Origin of the sequence: Bradyrhizobium sp. B124, from assembly GCF_038967635.1 — a bacterium.
Lineage (GTDB): Bacteria > Pseudomonadota > Alphaproteobacteria > Rhizobiales > Xanthobacteraceae > Bradyrhizobium.
The window spans coordinates 802,391-823,827 of the sequence record NZ_CP152413.1 but is presented as its reverse complement, the minus strand read 5'-3'; the positions used below and the strand labels follow the sequence as shown (position 1 = coordinate 823,827).

The window sequence follows — 21,437 nt, the reverse complement described above, 5'->3', positions numbered from 1 at the left end:
CGGTCCTTATGGGAACCTGACACGTACCTGACCAGATAGCCGTGGAGTTGTTGCCTCGCGACGGAACTCGTCCGAGTTGTGGATTGGTCGTTGCCCTCTCCTTCAACAGGGGGCGCTGGGAAAGCCGGGACGACGATGAGGATGGTTTTCGATTCATGATGTCAAACAGCCAAGTTCTCGGTGTCATCACCCGCGCATGCGGGTGATCCAGTATTCCAGAGACGCTCGTGCTTAAGCGGAGAGGCCGCGGCGTACTGGATCGCCCGGTCGAGCCGGGCGATGACAGTTGTGAGTGGGGACACGGCTTCGCATTCTCGCGACATGAAGCGCCCGAGCTTTGCTGTTCGTTCCGCCCTCTCTTGCGCAGAGGGCGCAGGGAAAGCCGGGTGCCGATCGCACCCATGGGCCCCGAGCAAAAGGTAGAAAGCTCGGGGGTAGGACCACAGGTGTAACCGGAGCAATCCGGCTTTCCCTGCGCGATGGGTTACGGCTTACTTCGTGCTCTCCCCGGCGAGACTGGGCTTGCTTGTCACCGCCTTCACAAGACGCGCTCGCGTATTGTGAAAAGACACCTGCCGTTAGGGCGTCAGGACCACACGACTTCACCGTCCGCTTCGCGTGCTCTCGTCAGTCACACGCTCGGCGTCCACCGCATCCCACACCGCGTTCGTGACGATCGCGAAGCGCCCCTCGATCGGGTGAGACGGCGATTTCATAACACTGAGTTGGCCTTCCGGTAAACCGAAATCTTTTCGTCGCGCGGGCTTGACGCATTTTGAGTGAGTTGCCCGTCGGGTTGTTTTGTCGCACCTCCTTCCGTCATTTCCCGATGCGCAATTGCGCACCTGAGGGCGTGCGAAGCACGAGCCCGGAAATGACGAAGGACCCATCCCGCAATCTACTCGGCCGCCAGCTTCGGTGGCGCCGGAGGCACCCAGCACTCGACGCGATTCCGGCCGTGCTCCTTGGCCTGGTAGAGCGCGGCATCGGCGGCCTTCATCAGCGCGTCTATCCCGGGCATGCTGGTAAGGGCCTCGGCAACGCCGATGCTCACTGTCAGTCGCACCGGATGACCATCCGCCGCCAATGCCAACCCTTCCGCCCTCTTGCGAATGCGCTCGGCGACGGTCCGGGCGCGCGACAATGTCGTTTCCGGCAGCAGAACCGCGAACTCCTCGCCTCCGACACGTCCGACGACGTCGGACTTGCGTTTACCGCGAATGCAGATCTCGGCAACGGCCTTGATGGCCTCGTCGCCGGCCGCATGACCGAGCCGGTCATTGATGCTCTTGAAGTAGTCGATATCGACCATCAACACGGAGACGGAGCGATAGTAGCGCTGGAACCGGCTCCACTCCGCGTCCAGCGTCGTCAGGAACTGCCTGCGGTTGAACAGTCCGGTGAGCGGATCGGTGGTCGCGAGCACCTCGAGCTGTCGCGCATTACCAACGAGATCGGTCACGTCGACAAAGGTCAGCATCCGGCCGCCGTTTGCCATCGTTGAGCAATGGATCCTGATGTTGCGGCCATCAGGCGTCTGGACGTCGCGCTTGTGATCGCCCGCCTTGATCTCCGCGATCCGCTTCGCCGGAAAGGCTTTGATTTGCTCCGGGGTCGAGCCGCTTGGGACTGCCCGGCGGCCGCGCGTGAGAAGCGTGACGTATGCCGGATGCCGCGCAATCTCCTCCTCACTCACCTCCCAGAATTCCCGCATTCTCCGGTTGAGGAAAATCACATTGAGATCGCGATCGAGCAGGACGACGCCGTCCTCCACGTTCTCGAGGGCGCCGGTCAGCACCTTCAACTTGTCCGACGCGCGCACGATGTCGGTCACGGGCGTGTAGCTCACCATCCGACCGCCGTCGGGCAGCGGCGTGCACTGACACCGAACCACATCGCCACTGCTGCGCCTGAGATCGATCGGATTTGCATCCCCGGCGCTCACGAGGCGCACGCGTTCGGCAACATAGGCTTTAAGCTGCTCAGCCGGCAGCTCATAGGCCATGGTCTTGCATCCGTGATGCATCAGATCGGTGAAGCTGGGATTGCGGTCGGCCACCGCGTCCGGAAGCTGCCACATGTTCCGGAACGCGCGGTTGATGAACAGGGCTTTCAGCTGCGCGTCCAAGAGCAGGATGCCGACCGGGATATGATCGAGCGCTGCGCGCAGCGCCAGCATGTGCCCGCGCAGAATGTCGCCGCTGCGCCGCTCCGGAATGGCTGATGGCGCAGGAGCGGCAGGCACGGCAGCGGCAGGCGCGGGTGCCGCAGCATTCGCCTGCTGCGCCTCAAACACCAGGCCGAGCTGGCGGTCCGATTGCCACAGCCGCTTGCATGGCCTCACCTGATTGGTGCCGACGATCAACAGTTGGACCTGGTCGGGAATGCCAACGACGCTTTCGAGTTCCACGGTCGCTCCGGTATCGGTGAGCTGCCGGACCGTGCAATCGAAGGCCGACCGACCGAAATTGAAAACGATCTTTCCGGCCAAAAACGTTCGGCCGCGGGAAGCTGACACCTGTCCGGACATGGCGAGACGCACCTGGAGCAATTGCGAGCCCCCTCACCTCAGCATGTTTGAGTCACCAAGCCATGAACGCTTTCGAGGGGTTTTGACCCAGAGCGGATGAACGAAGGCGGCGTGCGCTGCACAACGGGTTCCAGCTTGCGGTTCCTGGAACCCGTGCGGTGGAGAACTACGATCCGCTCAGCCGCTTGCGTTTCGCGTTCAGCGCCGAAGCGACGCGGCTGACCGGCGGATGGCCGAGCAAACCGGCGACCTCGTTCGTCGTGGCCAGCAGCTTCTCCATATCGATACCGGTTTTCACGCCCATGCCCTCGAGCATGTAGACGACATCCTCGGTCGCGACGTTGCCGGTGGCGCCGGGCGCATAGGGGCAGCCGCCGAGGCCGCCGGCGGCGGCATCGATGACGCGCACGCCCTCCTCCATGCCGGCATAGAGATTGGCGAGCGCCTGACCATAGGTGTCATGGAAGTGCATCGCGAGGTTGCCGACCGGGAGCTCGGCGCCGACCGCACGCAGCATCTCCTTGGCCTTCAGCGGCGTGCCGACACCGATGGTGTCGCCGAGCGAGATCTCGTAGCAGCCGAGATCCCACAGCGTCATCGCGAGGTCGGCGACCGCCTTCGGCTTGATCTCGCCGTCGAACGGACAACCGAGCACGCAGGAGATATAGCCGCGCACCTTGACGCCATCGGCCTTGGCGCGCGCCAGCACCGGCTTGAAGCGCTCGATCGACTCCGCGATCGAGCAATTGATGTTGGCGCGCGAAAAGCCCTCGGAGGCCGCAGCGAACACCGAGACGACCTGCGCACCGGCCGCGCGCGCGGCGTCATAGCCCTTCTCGTTCGGCACCAGCACGTGGAATTCGGCGTCCTTGATGTGGCTGACGCCGTGCAGCACCTGGTCGGAGCTCGCCATCTGCGGGATCGCCCTGGGCGATACGAAGGCGCCGACCTCGACGGTTTTAAGCCCCGCCGCCACCAGTGCCTCGACGAAGGCGATACGCGCCTCGACGCTGACCGGCGTCTTCTCGTTCTGCAGGCCGTCGCGCGGTCCCATCTCGACGATGTGGATCTGATCGCTCATGACGCGGCCGCGGGCTCGACTTCAGCAAGCTCGACGCCCTCGCCGACGATGTCGCCGACCTTGCATTTGAGCTTCTTCAACACGCCGGCATAGGGCGCGCGCAGGGTCTGTTCCATCTTCATCACTTCGAGGGTGAGGATCGGCGCGCCCTTCTCCAGCGTCGCGCCCTCCTCGGCCAGCAGCGCGACCACGGTGCCCGGCAAAGGCGCCACGATTTTGTCCTCACCGACCTGCTCCTCGCTCTCGCCGCCGAACGGATCAACCCAGTGCAGGTCGAAACGGCCGTTGCGGGTGCGCAGGTAAAGCTCGTGGCCCTCGATCACCGATGCGACGCGCGACTTCACCCCCCTGAGCGTCAGGTCGAAGCCATCATCGCCGGCTGACGAGATCGCGAAGGCGACCTCGCGCCCGCTGACGAATAGCGTCGATGGTCCGTTGCCATAGTACAGCGTGACGGTCTGGGCGGCCTCGTGGCCCTGCCGGAATGAAAACACCCGCTGGCGGCGGCCGACCGGCATCCAGCCGAACGCCTGCCAGGGCGAGTTTGCCTCGCTTCGCGCGGCCTTCTGTTCATCCTGCACGATCGCTGCCACCGCTGCGCAGAGCTCGAACTCGCCGGCCGCGCCTGTGCCTGATGTCAGGTTCTTCAGCTCGCGCTCGATGAAGCCGGTATCGATCGCATTGGCCCTGACGTCCGGATGCGTCACCAGCGCCGACAGGAACGGGATGTTGGTGACGATGCCGCGGACGTCGGTTTGTTCCAGCCCGCGATTGAGCTTCTCGATCGCGCCCTCGCGCGTCGGCGCCCAGGCGATCACCTTGGCAAGCATCGCGTCGTAGTACGGCGAGACGTTATCGCCGCTGCGATAGCCGGCGTCGATGCGCAGGCCGTCGCCTTCCGGCGGCGTGCACCAGGTCTTGATGCGGCCGACCGAAGGCATGAAGTTCTTCTGCGGATTTTCCGCGTAGACGCGCGCCTCGATGGCGTGGCCATTGAGCTTGATCTCGTCCTGCTTCAGCGGCAGCGCCTCGCCGAAGGCAACGCGCAGCTGCCACTCGACCAGATCGACGCCGGTGATCAGCTCGGTGACGGGATGTTCGACCTGCAAACGCGTGTTCATCTCGATGAAGAACACATCCTTGCCGTCGGAGACGAACTCGATGGTGCCGGCGCCGACATAATTGACCGCGCCGGCCGCCTTGCGGGCGGCCTCGCAGACGGTCTCGCGCTGCGCGGCGTTGAGCGTGGGCGACGGCGCCTCCTCGATCACCTTCTGGTGCCGGCGTTGCAGCGTGCATTCGCGCTCCCACAGCGAAAGCAGATTGCCGTGGCTGTCGCCGATGATCTGCACCTCGATGTGGCGCGGGTTCTGCACGTATTTCTCGATCAGCATGCGGTCGTCGCCGAACGCCGCCTTGGCTTCGCGCTTGGCGCTTGTGATCGCGGCCGACAGCTCGCCCGCCGAATTGACCACGCGCATGCCGCGGCCGCCGCCGCCGGCCGACGCTTTCACCAGCACCGGGAAGCCGATCCGGTTGGCGGCCTCCGCCAGGATCGCCTCGTCCTGCGCCTCGCCGTGATAGCCGGGCACCAACGGCACGCCGGCCTTCTCCATCAACGCCTTCGAGCCGGATTTCGAGCCCATCGCGGTCATCATCGCCGCGGTCGGACCGACGAACACCAGGCCAGCATCAAGGCAGGCTTGTGCGAATTCGGCGTTCTCCGACAGGAAGCCGTAGCCGGGATGCACCGCTTCCGCGCCGATCGCGCGAGCGGCTGCGATGACGTGCTCGGTGTTGAGATAGCTGTCGCGCGCCCGTGCCGGCCCGAGCAGTACCGCCTCGTCGGCAAGCGCGACATGCATCGCGTCGCGATCGGCCTCGGAATAGACCGCGACGGTGCGCAACCCCATCGCGCGCGCCGAGCGGATGACGCGGCAGGCGATCTCGCCGCGGTTGGCGATCAGAAGCGTGCGGAAGCGCCGGTAGAGTTTTGAGCGGTCCATGGTCAGATCCTGGGTCACATCCTGAACAGGCCGAACTTCGTCGGCTCGATCGGCGCATTGGCCGCGGCCGACAGGCCGAGCCCGAGCACCAGGCGGGTATCGGCGGGATCGATCACGCCGTCGTCCCAGAGCCGCGCCGTCGCGTAATAGGGATTGCCCTGCTTCTCGTATTGCGCGCGGATCGGCTCGCGGAATTTGTCTTCCTCTTCCGCCGACCAGCTCTCGCCCTTGGCTTCGATGCCGTCGCGCCGCACCTGGCTCAGCACCATCGAGGCCTGCTCACCGCCCATCACCGAGATGCGGGCGTTCGGCCACAGCCAGAGGAAGCGCGGGCTGTAGGCGCGGCCGCACATGCCGTAATTGCCGGCGCCGTAGGAGCCGCCGATCACGACGGTGAATTTCGGCACGCCGGCGGTCGCAACCGCGGTCACCAGCTTGGCGCCGTCGCGCGCGATGCCGCCGGCCTCGTACTTCTTGCCGACCATGAAGCCGGTGATGTTCTGCAGGAACACCAGGGGAATGCCGCGCTGGCAGCACAGCTCGATGAAATGCGCGCCCTTCAGCGAGCTCTCGCTGAACAGGATGCCGTTGTTGGCGATGATGCCGACCGGATAGCCCCAGATATGGGCGAAGCCGCAGATCAGCGTGGTGCCGTACAGCTTCTTGAACTCGTCGAATTCGGAGCCGTCGACGATCCGCGCGATGATGTCATGCACGTCGAACGGCTTGCGGCCGTCGGCGGAGACCACGCCGTAGATCTCCTCGGCGGGAAACAGCGGCTCCTGCGGCGCCTTCATGTTGAGCGGCGCCTTCGCCGGCTGCTTCAGCGTGCCGACGATGCGCCGCGCGATCCCGATCGCGTGCGCATCGTTCTGCGCGTAGTGATCGGTCACACCCGACTGCCGGGAGTGGACGTCGGCGCCGCCGAGCTCTTCAGCGGTGACGACCTCGCCGGTCGCGGCCTTCACCAGCGGCGGTCCGCCGAGGAAGATCGTGCCCTGGTTGCGCACGATGATGCTCTCGTCCGACATCGCAGGCACATAGGCGCCGCCCGCGGTACAGGAGCCCATCACGATGGCGATCTGCGGGATGCCCTGCGACGACATCTGCGCCTGATTGTAGAAGATGCGGCCGAAATGCCGCTCGTCGGGAAAGATCTCGTCCTGCAGCGGCAGGAAGGCGCCGCCGGAATCCACCATGTAGACGCAGGGCAGATTGTTCTGCCGCGCGATGTCCTGCGCGCGCAGATGCTTCTTCACCGTCAGCGGGTAGTAGGTGCCGCCCTTGATGGTGGCGTCGTTGGCGACGATGATGCATTCGCGTCCCGCGATGCGTCCGACGCCGGTGATGACGCTGGCCGAATGGACGTCACCGCCGTAGAGCCCGTTGGCGGCGAGCGGCGACAGCTCGAGGAATGCGGTGCCGGGATCGACCAGCAGATCGACGCGATCGCGCGCCAGCATCTTGCCGCGCGAGGTGTGCCGCTTGCGCGAGGTCTCGCCCCCGCCGCCGGCAACCTGCTTGAGCTTGTCCCGGAGCTCCGCGACCAGGCTGCGCATCACATCGGCGTTGCGGGCGAATTCAGAGGATGTGGGATCGATCGTCGAATGAAGCGGCATCGGTGTTGCACGTTTCGCTGGAGTGGCCGACAGGATTTTTTTGGAAAGCGAGCCGCCGCGCCGGAGGCACGACGGCCGGTGCACAGCTCAGGCCGTCTTGGCGAACAGCTCGCGGCCGATCAGCATGCGGCGGATCTCGCTGGTGCCGGCGCCGATCTCGTAGAGCTTGGCATCGCGCAGCAGCCGGCCGGTCGGATAGTCGTTGATGTAGCCGTTGCCGCCGAGCAGCTGGATCGCATCCAGCGCGCATTGGGTGGCCTTCTCGGCGGCATAGAGGATCGCGCCGGCGGCGTCCTCGCGCGTGGTCTCGCCGCGGTCGCAGGCCTTCGCCACGGCGTACACATAGGCGCGCGAGGCGTTCATCGTGGTGTACATGTCGGCGATCTTGCCCTGCACCAGCTGGAACGAGCCGATCGGCTCGCCGAACTGCTGGCGCTCGTGGACGTAAGGAAGCACGACGTCCATGCAGGCCTGCATGATGCCGATCGGTCCCGCCGCCAGCACCGCGCGCTCATAGTCGAGACCGGACATCAAGACGTTGACGCCGCGGCCGACCTCACTCAGCACGTTCTCCTCCGGCACCTCGCAATCCTCGAACACCAGCTCGCAGGTGTCGGAGCCGCGCATGCCGAGCTTGTCGAGCTTCTGCGCGGTGGAGAAGCCCTTCATGCCTTTTTCGATGATGAAGGCGGTGATGCCGCGCGGGCCGGCATTGGCATCGGTCCTGGCATAGACCACCAGCGTCTCGGCATGGGGGCCGTTGGTGATCCACATCTTGCTGCCGTTGAGCACGAAGCGGTCGCCCTTCTTCTCGGCGCGGGTCTTCATCGAGACCACGTCGGAGCCGGCGGACGGCTCCGACATCGCCAGCGATCCGACATGCTCGCCGGAGATCAGCTTGGGCAGATACTTGCGCTTCTGCGCCTCGTTGCCATTGCGGCGGATCTGGTTGACGCAGAGGTTGGAATGCGCGCCGTAAGCCAGCCCGACCGAAGCCGACGCGCGCGAGATCTCCTCGACCGCGATGCAGTGTTCGAGATAGCCGAGGCCGGATCCGCCGTACTCCTCCTCGACCGTGATGCCGTGCAGGCCGAGCGCGCCGATTTTCGGCCAGAGGTCGCGCGGAAAGGTGTTGGAGCGATCGATCTCGGCGGCGCGCGGCGCGATCTCGTTGGTCGAGAAATCATGCACCGTCTCGCGGATCGCATCCGCGGTCTCGCCAAGGTCGAAATTGAAGATTGCCGCCCGGTTCGAGGCCATGATCCCTCCCATGAGATTCATCTTGCAATTAAACGATCATACGTTTTTTTCTTTGCTTCGCAAGCGACTGTGCTATGGTTTGCGCATGAAATCCGCAGTTCGTTGAATTGACTGGGATTTCATGCGATAAACATACGGTCGTTTGCTTGTTTCCGGCACTCCCTGACAAGCCAACATCCCTCCGAGGCCCTGATGGCACGCACGATCGGCTCACATGGCCCCACGACGCTGGAGGCGATCCGCAAGGCCGGCGTGCGCCTGATCTTCGAGCGCGGCTACGAGGCGATGAGCCTGCGCCAGCTCGCCGCCGAGGTCGGCATCCAGGCCGGCTCACTCTACAACCATATCTCAACCAAGCAGGACCTGCTGTTCGATCTGGTGCAGGAGCATATCAACGATTTGCTGCGCGAGCTCGACCTCGCGCTGGAGGGCAAGGCCGATCCGGTCGAGCAGCTGCGCGCCTTCGTCGCCTTCCACGTCAGCTATCACATGACCCGCAAGCGCGAGGTCTTCATCGCCAATTCCGAACTGCGCAGCCTCGATGCCAAGAACTACGACGTCGTGGTGGCGTTGCGCGGCGCCTATGAGCAGCGGCTGGCGCAGATTCTCACCGAGGGGGTCTCGGACGGCGTGTTCGAGGTCGGCGATATCCAGGTCGCGACCTTCGCCATCATCGCGCTGCTGACCGGTCTTTGCACCTGGTACCGCCCCGGCGGCCGGCTGACCCGCGACGCCATCATCGCGGCGCATGAGAAGCTGGTGCTGTCGGGCGTCGCACCGCAGGCTGCGCTCGGTCGGGTCGGCAGCGGCAGCAAGAGCCCGCGGACTGCGGTAGCGGGCTCGTGACTGTGACGGAGCGCCCACAGCTCGATGACATCGATTTGCGTATCCTGTCGGAATTGCAGCGGGACGGCCGGATCAGGATCAACGAGCTCGCGGAGCGCGTCGGCATCACCGCGCCGCCCTGCCTGCGCCGGGTCCGCGCCTTGCGCAGCCGCGGTGTGGTGCAGGCGATCCGCGCCACGCTCGACGAGCGGCTGTTGGGCTACGAGGTGACGACCTTCGTCCTGATCCAGCTCGACAGCCAGAACCTGGTTGCGATCGAGGCGTTCGAGGCGGCGGTCGCCGCCGTGCCGCGCTTCCTGCAATGCTGGCGGATCTCGGGCGATGCCGATTTTATGCTGAGATGCGTCGCACCCAGCGTCGACGACATGCGTCAGCAGCTGCTGCAGTTCGCCGGCCTGCCCAACGTGCGTAAAATTCGAAGTTTTCCGGTGCTCGGCGTCTCCAAGGATGCGCCGCTGCCGATCCCGGGCGCCCTCGCCGCGCCAAGCCCTGCGGGCTGACCCGGAGCCCCTTCCGCCAGACTCGTCATGCCGGGCCTCGTGCCGGGCATCCACGCCTTTTCTTCATTCAGGCAGCAAAGACGTGGATGGCCGGGACAACCCCGGCCATGACGGAATTGAACTCGTTTTGAAGCGGTATGGCCTAATGCGTCCACGGCTCCCAGCGGCGGAACGCGAAATTGTCGGCATAAGCGATCTGGCGGTGCGCCGAATCCTTCGGCTCGATCACCTGGTAGGCGATGCCCTTGCGCTCGCAATAGGCGACCGCCTCCTCCTTGGTCTCGAACTGCAGCGCGAGCTGCTGCTTCATGTCGGTGGACGAGGTCCAGCCCATCAAGGGCTCCACGGTGCGCGGCTGCTCCGGCTCGTAGTCCAGTTGCCACTCTTTGGTCTTGGCACGTCCCGATTGCATCGCGTTTTTGGCGGGCTTAAAAATGCGTGCGGTCATGGATGGTCGGCCCCGTGGGATGTGCGATATGGAAGCGATTTGAAGGAAACCGCCGGGATAGTATAGAGACACCGTTCAACGATCTGATCGGTGATTCCTCGATCTCGGAGGGAGCCTTCGCCGGACCGGTATAGTCATTCTACCGCGCTGTGACAATCTGGCCTCGGGGGCTTCCGTTTGGAGCCTCTTGGGCCCGCGGCGCGGCCTTCTCGACGGCATCATCTCGAGGAAGCGGCGCCCCATGGAAATCCACGCTCACCTGCCCGACAAAGGACGTGACCTCCGGCTCGACCTGTTCCGCGGGATCGCGAACTGGGCGATCTATCTCGATCACATCCCCGACAATATCGTGAACTGGATCACGACCCGGAATTACGGCTTCAGCGATGCCGCGGACCTGTTCGTCTTCATCTCCGGCTACACCGCATCCTTCGTCTATGCCCGCATGATGCTGGAGCGGGGCTTCATCGTCGGCGCCACAAGGCTGACCAAGCGGGTCTGGCAGCTCTATGTCGCCCACATCATCCTGTTCGTGATCTACATCGCCTCGATCAGCTATCTGGCGCTGCGCTTCGGCGATTCCGAGATCATCAACGAGTTCAATGTCGCGGGTCTCGTCGACAACGCCACCGAGACGCTGCGCCAGGGCCTGTTCCTGAAGTTCAAGCCGGTCAATCTCGACGTGCTGCCGCTCTACATCGTGCTGATGGGCCTGTTCCCGCCTGTGCTGTGGTTCATGCTGCGGCAGCCGAACTGGACCATGCTGGCCTCGCTCGCGCTGTGGCTGGTGTCGCGGCACATGGGCTGGAACCTGCCCGCCTACCCGGCAGGGACCTGGTACTTCAATCCGTTCGCCTGGCAGGTGCTGTTCGTATTCGGCTCGTGGTGCGCGATGGGCGGCGCGCGCGCGAACATGCACATCATCAATTCGCGCTACACGCTGTGGTTCTGCGTCGCCTATCTGATCTTCGCCCTGATCATGACGATGGCCGGCCGCTTCCCGGACTTCGGCGCGATGTTCCCGGACTGGCTGTATTCGACCTTCAATCCGAACGACAAGACCAACCTCGCGCCGTATCGCTTCCTGCACTTCGTGGTGATCACGGTGCTGGTGATCCGCTTCGTCCCGAAGGACTGGTCGGCGCTGGAGTGGAAGGTGTTCGATCCCCTGATCGTCTGCGGCCAGCAGTCGCTCGCGGTGTTCTGCGTCGGTGTGTTCCTGTCCTTTGTCGGACATTTCGAGCTCTCGATGAGCTCGGGCTCGCTGTTCGCGCAGATCTTCGTCAGCATCTCCGGCATCGCGATCATGACGATCGTGGCCTATTACATCTCGTGGTCGAAGCGGCAGGACAAGCCGATCAAGCCGCCGGCGCAGAAGCCGGCGGCGCCGGCAAAGGCTGGGTGACAAAGCGCGTCATTTGCCCGGCCGCCGCCCTTTGCCACCCGGCTGGCCGCTTCGCCACCTGCCCTTTGAAGTGAACCCATCCCAGGTGGTGGTCCAGCGATACTCGGCCGGCGGCGCCTTCGCGATGCTATCGGAGCTGCGCGCTCCCTCCAGGGCAAACGTGGCGCCCTGCGGGTCAAGGCAGCGAACGATCCAACTGCCGTTCGGCAGCTCCAGCGGCCCCTCGTAGACCCGTCCGCCACCGGCCCTGACTCGCACGATGGCGGCGTCGACGTCGTCGACGTTGAAATAGTAAAGCCAGAACGCGATCGGTTCGAGCGGACGCTTGTTGAAGATTCCACCGATGGTCTGCCCACCAGCAGAGAACAGTTGGTAGGACTCGGCGCCAGCGACGTCGCTGTCGGCCTGTCGCCAGCCAAAAACCTCGCTGTAGAAACCAAAGGCCTTCCGCCAATCGGCAGCCAGCAGTTCATGCCAGCCGACCCGTCCAGGGGCATCGAGGCCTTCAACCGCGGGCCGAGCGATCCTTGATCCGCTAAGCAACCCGAACGTCGCCCGCTGCGGGTCGGCGACGATCGAGATACGGCCGATATTGGTGCCGGTCGGTGGCACGTAGACGGCGCCACCACGTTCTAGCATTCGGCGAACGGCAAGATCCACGTCGTCAACACCGACATAACCAATCCATCGCGGGGTTGCGCCCTGGCGTATGCCCTCTTCCGGCAACTCCATCAGACCGCTTCGGGTAAGCTCCCCCGACATGAACAATTTGTAAGAAATCCCGGGTGTCGACGCATCCTTCGTCACCCAGCCGAGGACGCTGCCGTAAAAGGCACTCGCTCCTCCCACGTCCGTGGTCAGCAGCTCATACCAAGCGAAGCCCGCACCATCATCAGCCATGCCGATCCCTCGCTTCGGCGTCGGGACAACCGCAGTGCAGCATGCAAATTCCCACATCGTCAACGATCGCGCCTGAGCGACAGGGCCGGCCAATAATCGCGTTCATCAAGATGAACCCGAGAACGAAGATGAACGACAGCACTTGATGCACGCTAGCGCCTCGCGAGAGTGTGCGCGCAGCGCGCCTTGCATGCGGCTGCGACAATTTGTACAACTGCGCGAGAGTTGAATTCGACAACACGTCAAGAATGGAGGATGCGAGCATGCCGCGAGTGAAGCAAGCCCCCAAGACCAAGCGTGTGACGAGCAAGCGTATGACCAAGGCCGCTGTGCCCGCTTTGGGTGCAGCCGGATTGACTTTCTCGCTGGTCGGGGGTGCGTCCGCATCCGCAGTTCCAGCAGCAGACGGGCCGCCGATTCAGAAGTACGGACCGACGCAAGCCATCACACTCGGCGAAGAAGAAATCGCCGACGTCAGCCTGGCGACGTTCCACCTGTTCGACAAGGAAGACATCGGAGCCGGCGTCCAGGTGGCGTGGCGCGGATGCGGCGGCTGCCGAGGTTGCCGCGGCTGTCGTGGTTGCCGCGGCTGCCGTGCCTGCCGCTGCGGTGGCTGCGCTGGTTGCGGTGGCGGCTGCTGTCTGTCGTGGGGCGCCTGCCGCATCTGCTAGTCGAAACAGCATCGCGTTGACACACATCGACCGTCATGGCCGGGTCCGACACACGTCGACCCGGCCAAATTTGTATTGTGTCCGTATCGTTGCGCGGCTCGCTTCGGGCAACGGCGCGGAGGTGTCGAGGCCGGCGCCTTGCCCGCTTCAATGATCGACCCACAAGCTGCACAGGAACGATTCTTTGCCAGGCAAATCCACCCAGCGCGCCAACAACGACGTTCTGCAGTTCGCACCGAATTTCACGGCCTACGCGCTGCCTCCGGATGTTGTCTGCCTCTATTCCGAAGATCGAAAGTTCTTTCTCCATGGCGAGCTCTATTGCACGCTGGCGTCGGCAATCGGTGCAAATGGATGCAGCGTCGCCAAGCTCACGGACAAGCTCGGGCGAAAGTTTCCGTCCGACAAGATCAATGAAGCTATCAAGCGACTGCTCGACCGCCGCTATGTGATCGCGAAATCGCCAGGTCCCGGCACCGCCGCGGCGGGACTTTGGGCGAGCCTGGGCCTTCCTGACGCGATAGCCGAACAAAACCTTCACAACTGCCGCGTTCGACTTGAGACGATCGACGTCAAGGGCGCGGCCGAATTGAGCAAGGCACTACAGGGGCTGGGCGTCCGCGTCGTCAAGACATCGCCCGACCTTACGGTTACGTTGGTGAACGACTATCTCGATCGGCGGCTCGCCGAACGCAACCTGCAGCGCGTGTCCGACGGATCAGCCTGGTTGCTGGTGCAGCCCTCCGGGGTATTTCCCCTGGTCGGCCCCATGTTCAGCCCGGGCGAGACCGCGTGCTGGACCTGCCTGTACGACCGGATGATCCGCAACCGCGAGGTCAAGGGCTTCCTTGATCGCGGCGCGGCGCGGCGGGTCGCGGTTTCTGCGCTCGCACAGCACACCGTTGGACAGAGCGCCATCCACTTTGCGGCGATTGAAGTCGCCAAGGCTATCGCGAGCGGCTTCCGCACCGATCTGCGCAATCACATCGTCAGTCTCGACCTGCTGGGCTCGACCATTGCAAAGCACTACGTGGCAGCCCGCCCGCAATGCCCAACCTGCGGCAACAAGAAACTGCAAAACCCGCGGCGGTCACCACAACCGGTCGAATTGGGACCCGGCGCCAAGCTGGTCATGACCAGCGGCGGCTATCGCACCGTCTCGTCCCGCACCACGGTAGCGCGGTTCAAGAAGCATGTCAGCCCCCTCACCGGTGTGGTGACGCGGCTGGAGCGGATCGAAGTCGATCTGCCGATGAACACCAATTTCTATGCCCAACATAACTTCTCCGCGCCGGCGCAGAACGTGGATCAGCTTCGCGCCGGGCTGAGCGGCGGCAGTTTCGGCAAGGGCAGCACGGCCGAGCAAGGCGAGGCCAGCGCGCTGATGGAAGCAATCGAGCGATATTCGGGAATTTTCCAGGGTGATGAGATCCGGGCCCGAAAACGCTTCGCCGACTTCCCCCCTGGCGACGCAATCCGTCCCAACGACATCCTGCTCTTCAGCGACGAGCAGTACCGCGGCAGCGCCGTGCCGAATCCCAACGACTCACACCACACGCAGCCCGCCCCCGAGCCGTTTGATCCGTCCGCGAAAATCGAATGGTCACCCGTCTGGTCGTTGCGCGACAAGCGGTTCAGGCAGATTCCGACCAGCCTGCTGTATTTCTTCTATCAGGGTCCGGCGGCCTTCGCCGCTGATTCCAACGGCTGCGCTGCCGGCAATACCCGCGAAGAAGCCATCGTGCAGGGCTTCCTCGAATTGATGGAGCGCGACGCCTATGCGATCTGGTGGTACAACCGGTCGCAACGCGCTGCGGTCGATCTGGACCAGTTCGGCGATTCCTACGTCCGCGATCTGAAGACCCAACTCGAGGAATCGGGCCGGCGGCTCTGGGTGCTGGATATCACCAGCGATCTCGGCGTCCCGACCTATGTCGCGATCGTGCACTGGATGCAGAACGGTCAGGAAAACATCGAGTTTGGCTCGGGCGCTCACTTCGATCCGCGTATCGCGCTACTGCGGTCGTTGACCGAGTTGAATCAGTTCCTCTCCATCGGTCTGATGGGTGGTGGCAGCGGCGAGAAGCCGAGCCTCGATGGCGTCAATCCGCTGCGGCTCGACGAATATCCGTTCCTGATTCCAAGTGCCAATCCCGTCATCCCGCCGGCCGCCGCGACGGACGTGCCGCTCGACAACACCCGTGCACAGGTGGATGCCTGCGTTGATATCGCGGCCCGCGCGGGTCTCGACTTCCTGATTCTCGACCAGACGCGACCGGACGTCGAGGTTCCGGTGGTCCGGGTCATCGTTCCCGGGATGCGCCATTTCTATCGCCGCTTCGCGCCGGGGCGGCTCTATGATGTGCCCGTCAAGCTCGGATTGCGCGATCGGCCGTCGCTGGAAAGCGAGTTGACGCCATTTCTCCCGCACACTTGAGGTGATACCGGCGTGCGCGCGCCCAGCAAAATGTACGAGAAAAAGAAATCGTCACGCACCACGCCGCCGGTTGTCTTCGCTCGGCTCAACCCGCTCGTCGCGCTCGAAGCGCAACCTGACGGGAGTATAGCGGCCCATGTCGAAGGCTATTCGGAGCCTCTGGGAACGTTCAGCACAGCCGCAGCGGAACGCGCCCTCGAACTGCGGGCAGGCCTGCCACTCCCTCGCCCTGACGGCGATGCGGTCGAGCGAGAGGTCGAGCGCCTGGTGCGGCAATTGGCACACCGCGGCCTGCTGGAATATCGCCTGGCGCGCACGGGCGACGCCAATCCTCTCGTCACGATCGAGCCGCAGACCCCCGATTACTGGCCGCGAACGCCAAAGCTCGACGATGCGGCAACAATCGTGCTGTCACGCTTCGCCTATCTTCGGCGGCGCGGCACCGAGATGATTTTGGAATCACCGCGGGCCGGCGCACTGTTGAGGATCCATGATGCGCGGATTGCGGCCCTGCTGACCATCCTTGCCACTCCTCAGAAGATCAGCCGCATCCGGCGTCTGGATGGCTATCCGGGCCCTGCATTGCTTGCGCTGCTGCTGGACTGCCAAATCCTGATCGAGGTCGACGCGGCACAACGCGATACGCTGCGAAAAGCGGAAGGCGATGACGGCCTCGTGCTCTGGGATTTTCACGACTTGCTGTTCCATGCCCGCAGCACGGAAGGCCGACAGGCTAATCCGCTGGGTGGCCTCTATCCGCACACCGGCCTGATTGCGCCGCTCCCCGCGATCCGACCTGCCTGGCCCGGTAAGCGCATCAGGCTGCCGGAATCCGACCGCATCGCCTCGCCGCTGGAACAACTGCTGCATGACAGGCATTCGACTCGCGATTTCGACAATCACAAGCCCATCACGTTGGCTGAACTTTCGACGTTCCTGAACAGCGTCGCGCGGGTCCGGGCGAAATGGAGCGGGCAGCTGGAGTTTGCCGATGATGGTCCCGATATCGAATACACCAGCAGGCCGTATCCGGCAGCGGGCAGCGCCTACGAGCTTGAGCTCTATCTGGCCGTCGCGAATTGCGACGGCCTGACGCCAGGTTTCTACCACTACGACGCCGATGCGCATGCGTTGGCAGCCATCGACGTTCGCCCGCAACACTTCGAGGCCATGTTGCAAAGCGCGGGATTTGCCATGGACGCGCCGTCTCCACCGCAGATCCTGATCACCATCGCCGCGCGTTTTGGCCGGATCTCCTGGAAGTACAGCGCAATCGCTTATGCGCTCGTCCTGAAGGATGTCGGCGTCCTGACCCAGACGCTGTACCTGGTGGCGACGGATTTGGGCCTCGGCGGCTGTGCGATCGGCACCGCCAATATCGATCTGTTCGCGAAGATGACCGGGCTCGACATTCACGTCGAGGGGCCGGTCGGCCAGTTCGGGCTGGGGCGCGGCATGGAACCGCCCCCTGCCCGATAGCCCGCGATCAGCCGCGACAAGCTCGCCTGGAGGACCGTGATCAGCCGCCGCGGCTGCCGTCCTGCGTGGTCGAGGAGACGATGGTGGCGACGTCGCCGAACGTCGTCATCACGGGCGTGACGACCTTGTGCATTTTGGTCTTCGACACCAGCGTGTCGTGCAGCACGAGGTTGTCGATCCCGGTGGTAAGGAAGCAGCTCACCGCATCCTGCGGCGTCTCGATGATCGGCTCGCCCTTGACGTTGAACGAGGTGTTGATCAGCACCGGCACACCGGTCAGCGCCTCGAACTCCTTCAGCAGGCGATAGAGCACCGGGTTGGTTTCCTCCCGCACGCTCTGCACCCGCGCCGAGCCATCGACATGCACGATCGCCGGGATCTTGTCGCGCCATTCGGGGCGCACCGGCTTGGCGATCAGCATGTAGGGCGAGTCCTCCTCGCCCTCGAAGATCTCCGTCATCCGCTCGGCCAGCACGATCGGCGCGAACGGGCGGAAGGCCTGCCGGTGCTTGACGCGGCTGTTGAGGATGTCCTTCATCTCGGCCTTGCGCGGATCGGCAATCAGGCTGCGGTTGCCGAGCGCGCGGGGACCGAATTCTGAGCGGCCCTGAAACCAGCCGATCACGCGCTGGTCGGCGAGCAGCTTGGCGGTGTCGCGGCAGATATTGTCGCTGCGCTTGGCGTCGACCTGGATGCGCACCAGGAAGCTTTGCAGCGCGGCCGCGACCTCGGCGTCGCTGTAGCGCCGGCCGACATAGGCGTGCTCCATCACGAAGGCGCGGCGCTGCTTCAGAATCTCGAGCCAGCCGTAATAGGCGCAGCCGATGGCGATGCCGTCGTCGCCGGCGGCGGGCTGGATCCAGACATTCTCGAAGCCGGCCTCGCGCGCGATGCGCCCGTTGGCCACGCAGTTCAGTGCGACGCCGCCGGCGATGCAGAGGTTCTTCGCACCGGTGGTCTCGCGCAGCCAGCGCGCCCGCGCCAGCAGCACGTTCTCGGTGTCGTCCTGCACCCGCCAGGCGATGTCCTCCCAGTGCCGCATCGTCGGGCTCTTGTCCCAGCTGCCGCTGTCGAGCACGAAGGGCTGCTGGTTCTCGGCGCCCCAGAACGGCACGTGCAGCCTGCCGTCCTTCATCTCGAGCAGATGGCCGACCTGCTCGTGGCGGCCATAGGGCGCAAGCCCCATCAGCTCGCCGCACTTGTTCCAGTCGCCGAACACATAGGTCGAGACCCGGCTGTACAGCGCGCCGAGACCCGGCATGTTGTAGAACTCGTCCGACAAGAGACCGCGCGCCGGCTCCATAAAGACCTTCTTCAGGCATTCGAGCTTGGTATCGTCGAACCTGTAATAACTCTCGGACTCGCGGGCCAGCGGCGAGGTCCCATCCGACGGATAGGTTTCCATCGCGTCGGCCTGGTAGTTGCCGACGCCGTCGACGATCATCACGACGCCGTCCCTAAACGGCGACACCGCGAACGCGCTATAGGCATGCGCGAGGTGATGCGAGATCGACACCACCTTGTCGGACTTCGCGCGAAACAGCGGGTGCTTGATCGCCTCGTTGCGCTCGGCGATCGGCAGGAAGCCCGGCATGTCCTGATGGAGCATCCGCTCCTCCATCTCGGGCACCGGCAGGATGTAGCTGTTGCTCACCACGAGATCGACGTCGTCGAGCGTGATGCCCTCGGCGGACAGGCAGTAGTCGATGACTTCCTTGTAGAAGCCGGAGGCGTGCTTCTCGCGGGTGATGCGCTCCTTGGAAATCGCATAGGCGATCGCGCCGTCACGCAGCAGGCAGGCGCTCACGTCATGGTCGTAGACGTTGAGACCAAGGACGTAGGTGTGTTGTTTCGGCATGGGCACTCTTCGGGGAGGATTCTGGAACGCTCAGAGAACATGATCGTGTCGACTTCAAGTTCTCGGCGGCATTTTCCGCGGCTCGCAAATCTCTGCTTCTGCGATGCACAAATCACATCGGCGCAATGCAAGATGAACAGAATGAACGGCGGATGAACGACAAGATGAGTGTAGCAACCACATCATCCTTTGCAGGCGGGAACGTAACTTGACCTTACCTGTTGGTCTCAATAATGTCGCTAAAGCTCGCAAGAACCTTAGTGAAAATATTGTCTTAGCATGCTCGAACCGGATACCGGTTTCGCACATCCAAGTGAGACAGCCAGCATCAGTTCAGATGTTTGGAAGTGACTGGAGATCTTCGGAATGACTAAACGCTACAATATCCTGACTCGTTGCCTCGCAGCAGTCGCTTTGTTGTTCGTCTATGTCGCAAGCACCTCCGCCATCCTGGTCGGCGCCACCACGTCGTCTGCGCAGGCGCAATGGCGCGGACGCGGCTATGGGTATCGCGGCGGCTGGGGTCGCGGACGCGGTTGGGGTTATGGTCGCGGATATGGTTATGGCCGCGGCTATGGCTACTACGGCGGTTACGTCGGTCCCCGTTGCTGGTGGACCCCGCGTGGTGTTCGCGTTTGCCGCTGGTAACAACCGCCGGCCGATACAAGCGATATTGAAGACATCAATCAGGTGCGTCGGTCCCGGCGCACCTGATTTTCTTTTGCGGCTTGGTTGTTCTGCTAGGGCTCGGTTCACCCGCTGGGGCCTGGCTCATCTCCGGCACGCAAGAAAGAGCCCCGGGAGACGCCGGGGCTCTAGTCACGGGAGAGAACGCTTCAGAAATCGGGACGCGAGGACGAGCCGCCGGCCCGATCACCCAATGCATCTACGACGTGTATGAGAGCAGATTCGGCTGCCTCAGGCTGTAGCCGTGCCGCAACAACCCGCCGTAATGCACAGCATGTCCACCGGTTCCCGAACCGGGCGAAACAGCCCGAAGGCGCCTAATCGTCGAGGATCGCAACCGCCCTCGTCCATCCCGCCGACGCGCGCTCGATCTTCACCGGGAAGCACGACACCATGAACCCGGTCGACGGCAGCTGCTCGAGATTGTGCAGCTTCTCGATGTGGCAGTAACCGATGTGCCGCCCGGCCTTGTGGCCTTCCCAGATCAGGCTGGCGTCCCTGGTCTCAGCGTATCGCTTAGCAGTGAAGACGAACGGCGCGTCCCAGCTCCAGCCGTCGATGCCGGTCAGCCGCACACCGCGCTCGAGCAGATACATCGTCGCCTCATAGCCCATGCCACAGCCCGAATTGACGTAGTCAGCCTGACCGTATTTCGCGCCGGCGCTGGTGTTGACGACGACGATCTCGAGCGGCGACAGCGTGTGGCCGATCCGCTTCAGCTCGGCTTCAACATCGCCTGCGGTCGCGACGTAGCCGTCAGGCAGATGGCGGAAGTCGAGCTTGACGCCCGGCTGAAAGCACCATTCCAGCGGCACCTCGTCGATGGTCCACGAGCGTTCGCCGCGGTTCATGGTCGGATGGAAATGCCAGGGCGCATCGAGATGCGTGCCGTTGTGCGTGGAAAGCGAGACCTGCTCGACGGCCCAGCCCTGCCCGTCAGGCAGATCCGCAGCCTTCAGCCCATCGAAGAACTGCAGCATGCGCGGCAGCCCTTGCTGATGGTCGATATACTGGATGGTCGGATGGTTGCCCGGCGGATCGGCCGGAACGTCGTTCTGCAAGGGAACCGAGATATCGATCAGTCTGCGCGCCATGGTGCCTCCTCGCGGATTGGTCTTGTCAGGCTGAAGCAACCTGCCAGTCCGCGCGCACCATCGGCAAGCCACATCCGCACGAGATCAGGCGACGAGTCTGCCCCGATTGCGACAGCGGCAAGGCGCCGCAACGTTGAACCTATTTCCCGCGCGGACGACCCATGGGCACTGGGGATTTCAGGGCCCAGTATTCGGCGACGCCGTCCGGACGATCCATATTCCGTCCCGACGGCGTTGTTGCGTCAGGCGAGACATCCCGGCCGAAGCGCGCGCTACCCGTGGCAGAACGCTGTTCACGCACAGAGAGCCGCAGAAACAATCCGTGTGCTCAATTCGGGCGGATTGCTGATGGTGTTGCCACGGCGATACAGAGATACCCTTACAACGATGCTAACCCACCTGCATCTGAATCAAGACGGGGTTGCGTCGTGTCGGGATTTGATCACTGGAACGGTGCAAAGAGAGCTTACGCGTCCGCCGAAACGCCACATCTGCACGATGAGCAGCAGCAGTTCGACCGCTATCACAAATTCGACGACGCCATCCCGCGACCGCCGGAGAGTGGCTCAAGAACCGTGATCTTGGATCGCTACAACCCGCCGGCTCGTTGATCTGG

Annotated in this window: 17 protein-coding genes; 8 read left to right on the top strand and 9 right to left on the bottom strand. The window is 63.7% G+C overall.

All coding sequences use genetic code 11. The annotated features are described in order from the left end of the window. Positions 1 to 898: 898 nt before the first annotated feature. Entirely contained in the window at positions 899 to 2,179 is a 1,281-nt protein-coding gene (locus AAFG13_RS03785) for a diguanylate cyclase (RefSeq protein ID WP_342711166.1), read from the bottom strand. 138 nt (positions 2,180 to 2,317) lie between these two features. On the opposite strand from AAFG13_RS03785, the gene AAFG13_RS03780 reads away from it, so the two are divergent. Next, entirely contained in the window at positions 2,318 to 2,515 is a 198-nt protein-coding gene (locus tag AAFG13_RS03780; RefSeq protein ID WP_249131508.1) for a hypothetical protein, read from the top strand. A gap of 181 nt (positions 2,516 to 2,696) precedes the next feature. Here AAFG13_RS03780 and AAFG13_RS03775 read toward each other — a convergent pair whose 3' ends face one another. The 4 genes from AAFG13_RS03775 to AAFG13_RS03760 all read right to left on the bottom strand — a co-directional run bounded on the left by AAFG13_RS03775 (position 2,697) and on the right by AAFG13_RS03760 (position 8,496). Beyond that, positions 2,697 to 3,611: a hydroxymethylglutaryl-CoA lyase gene (locus AAFG13_RS03775; RefSeq protein WP_342711165.1), complete on the bottom strand. Its 915-nt coding sequence runs from the start codon at positions 3,609 to 3,611 to the stop codon at positions 2,697 to 2,699. Further along, a complete protein-coding gene (locus AAFG13_RS03770; RefSeq protein WP_342711164.1) occupies positions 3,608 to 5,617 on the bottom strand; it encodes an acetyl/propionyl/methylcrotonyl-CoA carboxylase subunit alpha in 2,010 nt (669 codons plus the stop codon). The genes AAFG13_RS03775 and AAFG13_RS03770 overlap by 4 nt, the downstream gene beginning before the upstream one ends. 14 nt (positions 5,618 to 5,631) lie before the next feature. Further along, a complete protein-coding gene (locus AAFG13_RS03765) occupies positions 5,632 to 7,236 on the bottom strand; it encodes a carboxyl transferase domain-containing protein (RefSeq protein WP_342711163.1) in 1,605 nt (534 codons plus the stop codon). Positions 7,237 to 7,323: 87 nt separating this feature from the next. Further along, the gene (locus AAFG13_RS03760; protein WP_212317311.1) at positions 7,324 to 8,496 is read right to left on the bottom strand and encodes an isovaleryl-CoA dehydrogenase; all 1,173 of its coding nucleotides are present in this window, start codon (positions 8,494 to 8,496) and stop codon (positions 7,324 to 7,326) included. Between the two features lie 192 nt (positions 8,497 to 8,688). On the opposite strand from AAFG13_RS03760, the gene AAFG13_RS03755 reads away from it, so the two are divergent. Beyond that, positions 8,689 to 9,342: a TetR/AcrR family transcriptional regulator gene (locus AAFG13_RS03755; protein WP_176531185.1), complete on the top strand. Its 654-nt coding sequence runs from the start codon at positions 8,689 to 8,691 to the stop codon at positions 9,340 to 9,342. A 2-nt stretch (positions 9,343 to 9,344) separates the two neighbouring features. After that, entirely contained in the window at positions 9,345 to 9,842 is a 498-nt protein-coding gene (locus AAFG13_RS03750; protein WP_176531184.1) for an Lrp/AsnC family transcriptional regulator, read from the top strand. Between the two features lie 142 nt (positions 9,843 to 9,984). Here AAFG13_RS03750 and AAFG13_RS03745 read toward each other — a convergent pair whose 3' ends face one another. Beyond that, complete coding sequence (locus AAFG13_RS03745) at positions 9,985 to 10,290, bottom strand: ETC complex I subunit (RefSeq protein ID WP_212317315.1); 306 nt, start codon at positions 10,288 to 10,290, stop codon at positions 9,985 to 9,987. A 241-nt stretch (positions 10,291 to 10,531) separates the two neighbouring features. Here AAFG13_RS03745 and AAFG13_RS03740 point away from each other — a divergent pair, with 241 nt between their 5' ends. Next, positions 10,532 to 11,695 (top strand): OpgC domain-containing protein, encoded by a 1,164-nt coding sequence (locus AAFG13_RS03740; protein ID WP_212317317.1) that lies wholly within the window; start codon positions 10,532 to 10,534, stop codon positions 11,693 to 11,695. A gap of 9 nt (positions 11,696 to 11,704) precedes the next feature. On the opposite strand, the gene AAFG13_RS03735 is transcribed toward AAFG13_RS03740, so the two are convergent. Beyond that, complete coding sequence (locus AAFG13_RS03735) at positions 11,705 to 12,595, bottom strand: VOC family protein (protein WP_342711162.1); 891 nt, start codon at positions 12,593 to 12,595, stop codon at positions 11,705 to 11,707. 263 nt (positions 12,596 to 12,858) lie between these two features. On the opposite strand from AAFG13_RS03735, the gene AAFG13_RS03730 reads away from it, so the two are divergent. The 3 genes from AAFG13_RS03730 (at position 12,859) to AAFG13_RS03720 (ending at position 17,182) form a co-directional block, all read left to right on the top strand. After that, positions 12,859 to 13,266, top strand: a complete 408-nt coding sequence (locus tag AAFG13_RS03730; RefSeq protein WP_342711161.1) for a hypothetical protein — start codon at positions 12,859 to 12,861, stop codon at positions 13,264 to 13,266. Positions 13,267 to 13,450: 184 nt separating this feature from the next. Beyond that, entirely contained in the window at positions 13,451 to 15,703 is a 2,253-nt protein-coding gene (locus AAFG13_RS03725) for a TOMM precursor leader peptide-binding protein (protein ID WP_342711160.1), read from the top strand. 12 nt (positions 15,704 to 15,715) lie between these two features. Beyond that, complete coding sequence (locus AAFG13_RS03720) at positions 15,716 to 17,182, top strand: SagB family peptide dehydrogenase (protein WP_342711159.1); 1,467 nt, start codon at positions 15,716 to 15,718, stop codon at positions 17,180 to 17,182. 40 nt (positions 17,183 to 17,222) lie between these two features. Here the strand turns inward: AAFG13_RS03720 and AAFG13_RS03715 are convergent, their stop codons facing one another. After that, positions 17,223 to 19,040, bottom strand: a complete 1,818-nt coding sequence (locus tag AAFG13_RS03715; protein WP_342711158.1) for a carbamoyltransferase C-terminal domain-containing protein — start codon at positions 19,038 to 19,040, stop codon at positions 17,223 to 17,225. 366 nt (positions 19,041 to 19,406) lie between these two features. Here AAFG13_RS03715 and AAFG13_RS03710 point away from each other — a divergent pair, with 366 nt between their 5' ends. Continuing rightward, positions 19,407 to 19,688: a hypothetical protein gene (locus tag AAFG13_RS03710; protein ID WP_212317329.1), complete on the top strand. Its 282-nt coding sequence runs from the start codon at positions 19,407 to 19,409 to the stop codon at positions 19,686 to 19,688. Between the two features lie 356 nt (positions 19,689 to 20,044). Here AAFG13_RS03710 and AAFG13_RS03705 read toward each other — a convergent pair whose 3' ends face one another. Beyond that, on the bottom strand, positions 20,045 to 20,821 hold the full coding sequence (locus AAFG13_RS03705) for a cyclase family protein (protein WP_212317330.1): 777 nt from the start codon (positions 20,819 to 20,821) through the stop codon (positions 20,045 to 20,047). Between the last annotated feature and the right edge of the window lie 616 nt (positions 20,822 to 21,437).

Coding starts and splice junctions, on each gene's coding strand:
- AAFG13_RS03785 (WP_342711166.1), bottom strand. CDS start 2,179: ATGCTGGCGCTGCGCGCAGCGCTCGATCATATCCCGGTCGGCATCCTG.
- AAFG13_RS03775 (WP_342711165.1), bottom strand. CDS start 3,611: ATGAGCGATCAGATCCACATCGTCGAGATGGGACCGCGCGACGGCCTG.
- AAFG13_RS03770 (WP_342711164.1), bottom strand. CDS start 5,617: ATGGACCGCTCAAAACTCTACCGGCGCTTCCGCACGCTTCTGATCGCC.
- AAFG13_RS03765 (WP_342711163.1), bottom strand. CDS start 7,236: ATGCCGCTTCATTCGACGATCGATCCCACATCCTCTGAATTCGCCCGC.
- AAFG13_RS03760 (WP_212317311.1), bottom strand. CDS start 8,496: ATGGCCTCGAACCGGGCGGCAATCTTCAATTTCGACCTTGGCGAGACC.
- AAFG13_RS03755 (WP_176531185.1), top strand. CDS start 8,689: ATGGCACGCACGATCGGCTCACATGGCCCCACGACGCTGGAGGCGATC.
- AAFG13_RS03745 (WP_212317315.1), bottom strand. CDS start 10,290: ATGACCGCACGCATTTTTAAGCCCGCCAAAAACGCGATGCAATCGGGA.
- AAFG13_RS03740 (WP_212317317.1), top strand. CDS start 10,532: ATGGAAATCCACGCTCACCTGCCCGACAAAGGACGTGACCTCCGGCTC.
- AAFG13_RS03735 (WP_342711162.1), bottom strand. CDS start 12,595: ATGGCTGATGATGGTGCGGGCTTCGCTTGGTATGAGCTGCTGACCACG.
- AAFG13_RS03730 (WP_342711161.1), top strand. CDS start 12,859: ATGCCGCGAGTGAAGCAAGCCCCCAAGACCAAGCGTGTGACGAGCAAG.
- AAFG13_RS03715 (WP_342711158.1), bottom strand. CDS start 19,040: ATGCCGAAACAACACACCTACGTCCTTGGTCTCAACGTCTACGACCAT.
- AAFG13_RS03710 (WP_212317329.1), top strand. CDS start 19,407: ATGACTAAACGCTACAATATCCTGACTCGTTGCCTCGCAGCAGTCGCT.
- AAFG13_RS03705 (WP_212317330.1), bottom strand. CDS start 20,821: ATGGCGCGCAGACTGATCGATATCTCGGTTCCCTTGCAGAACGACGTT.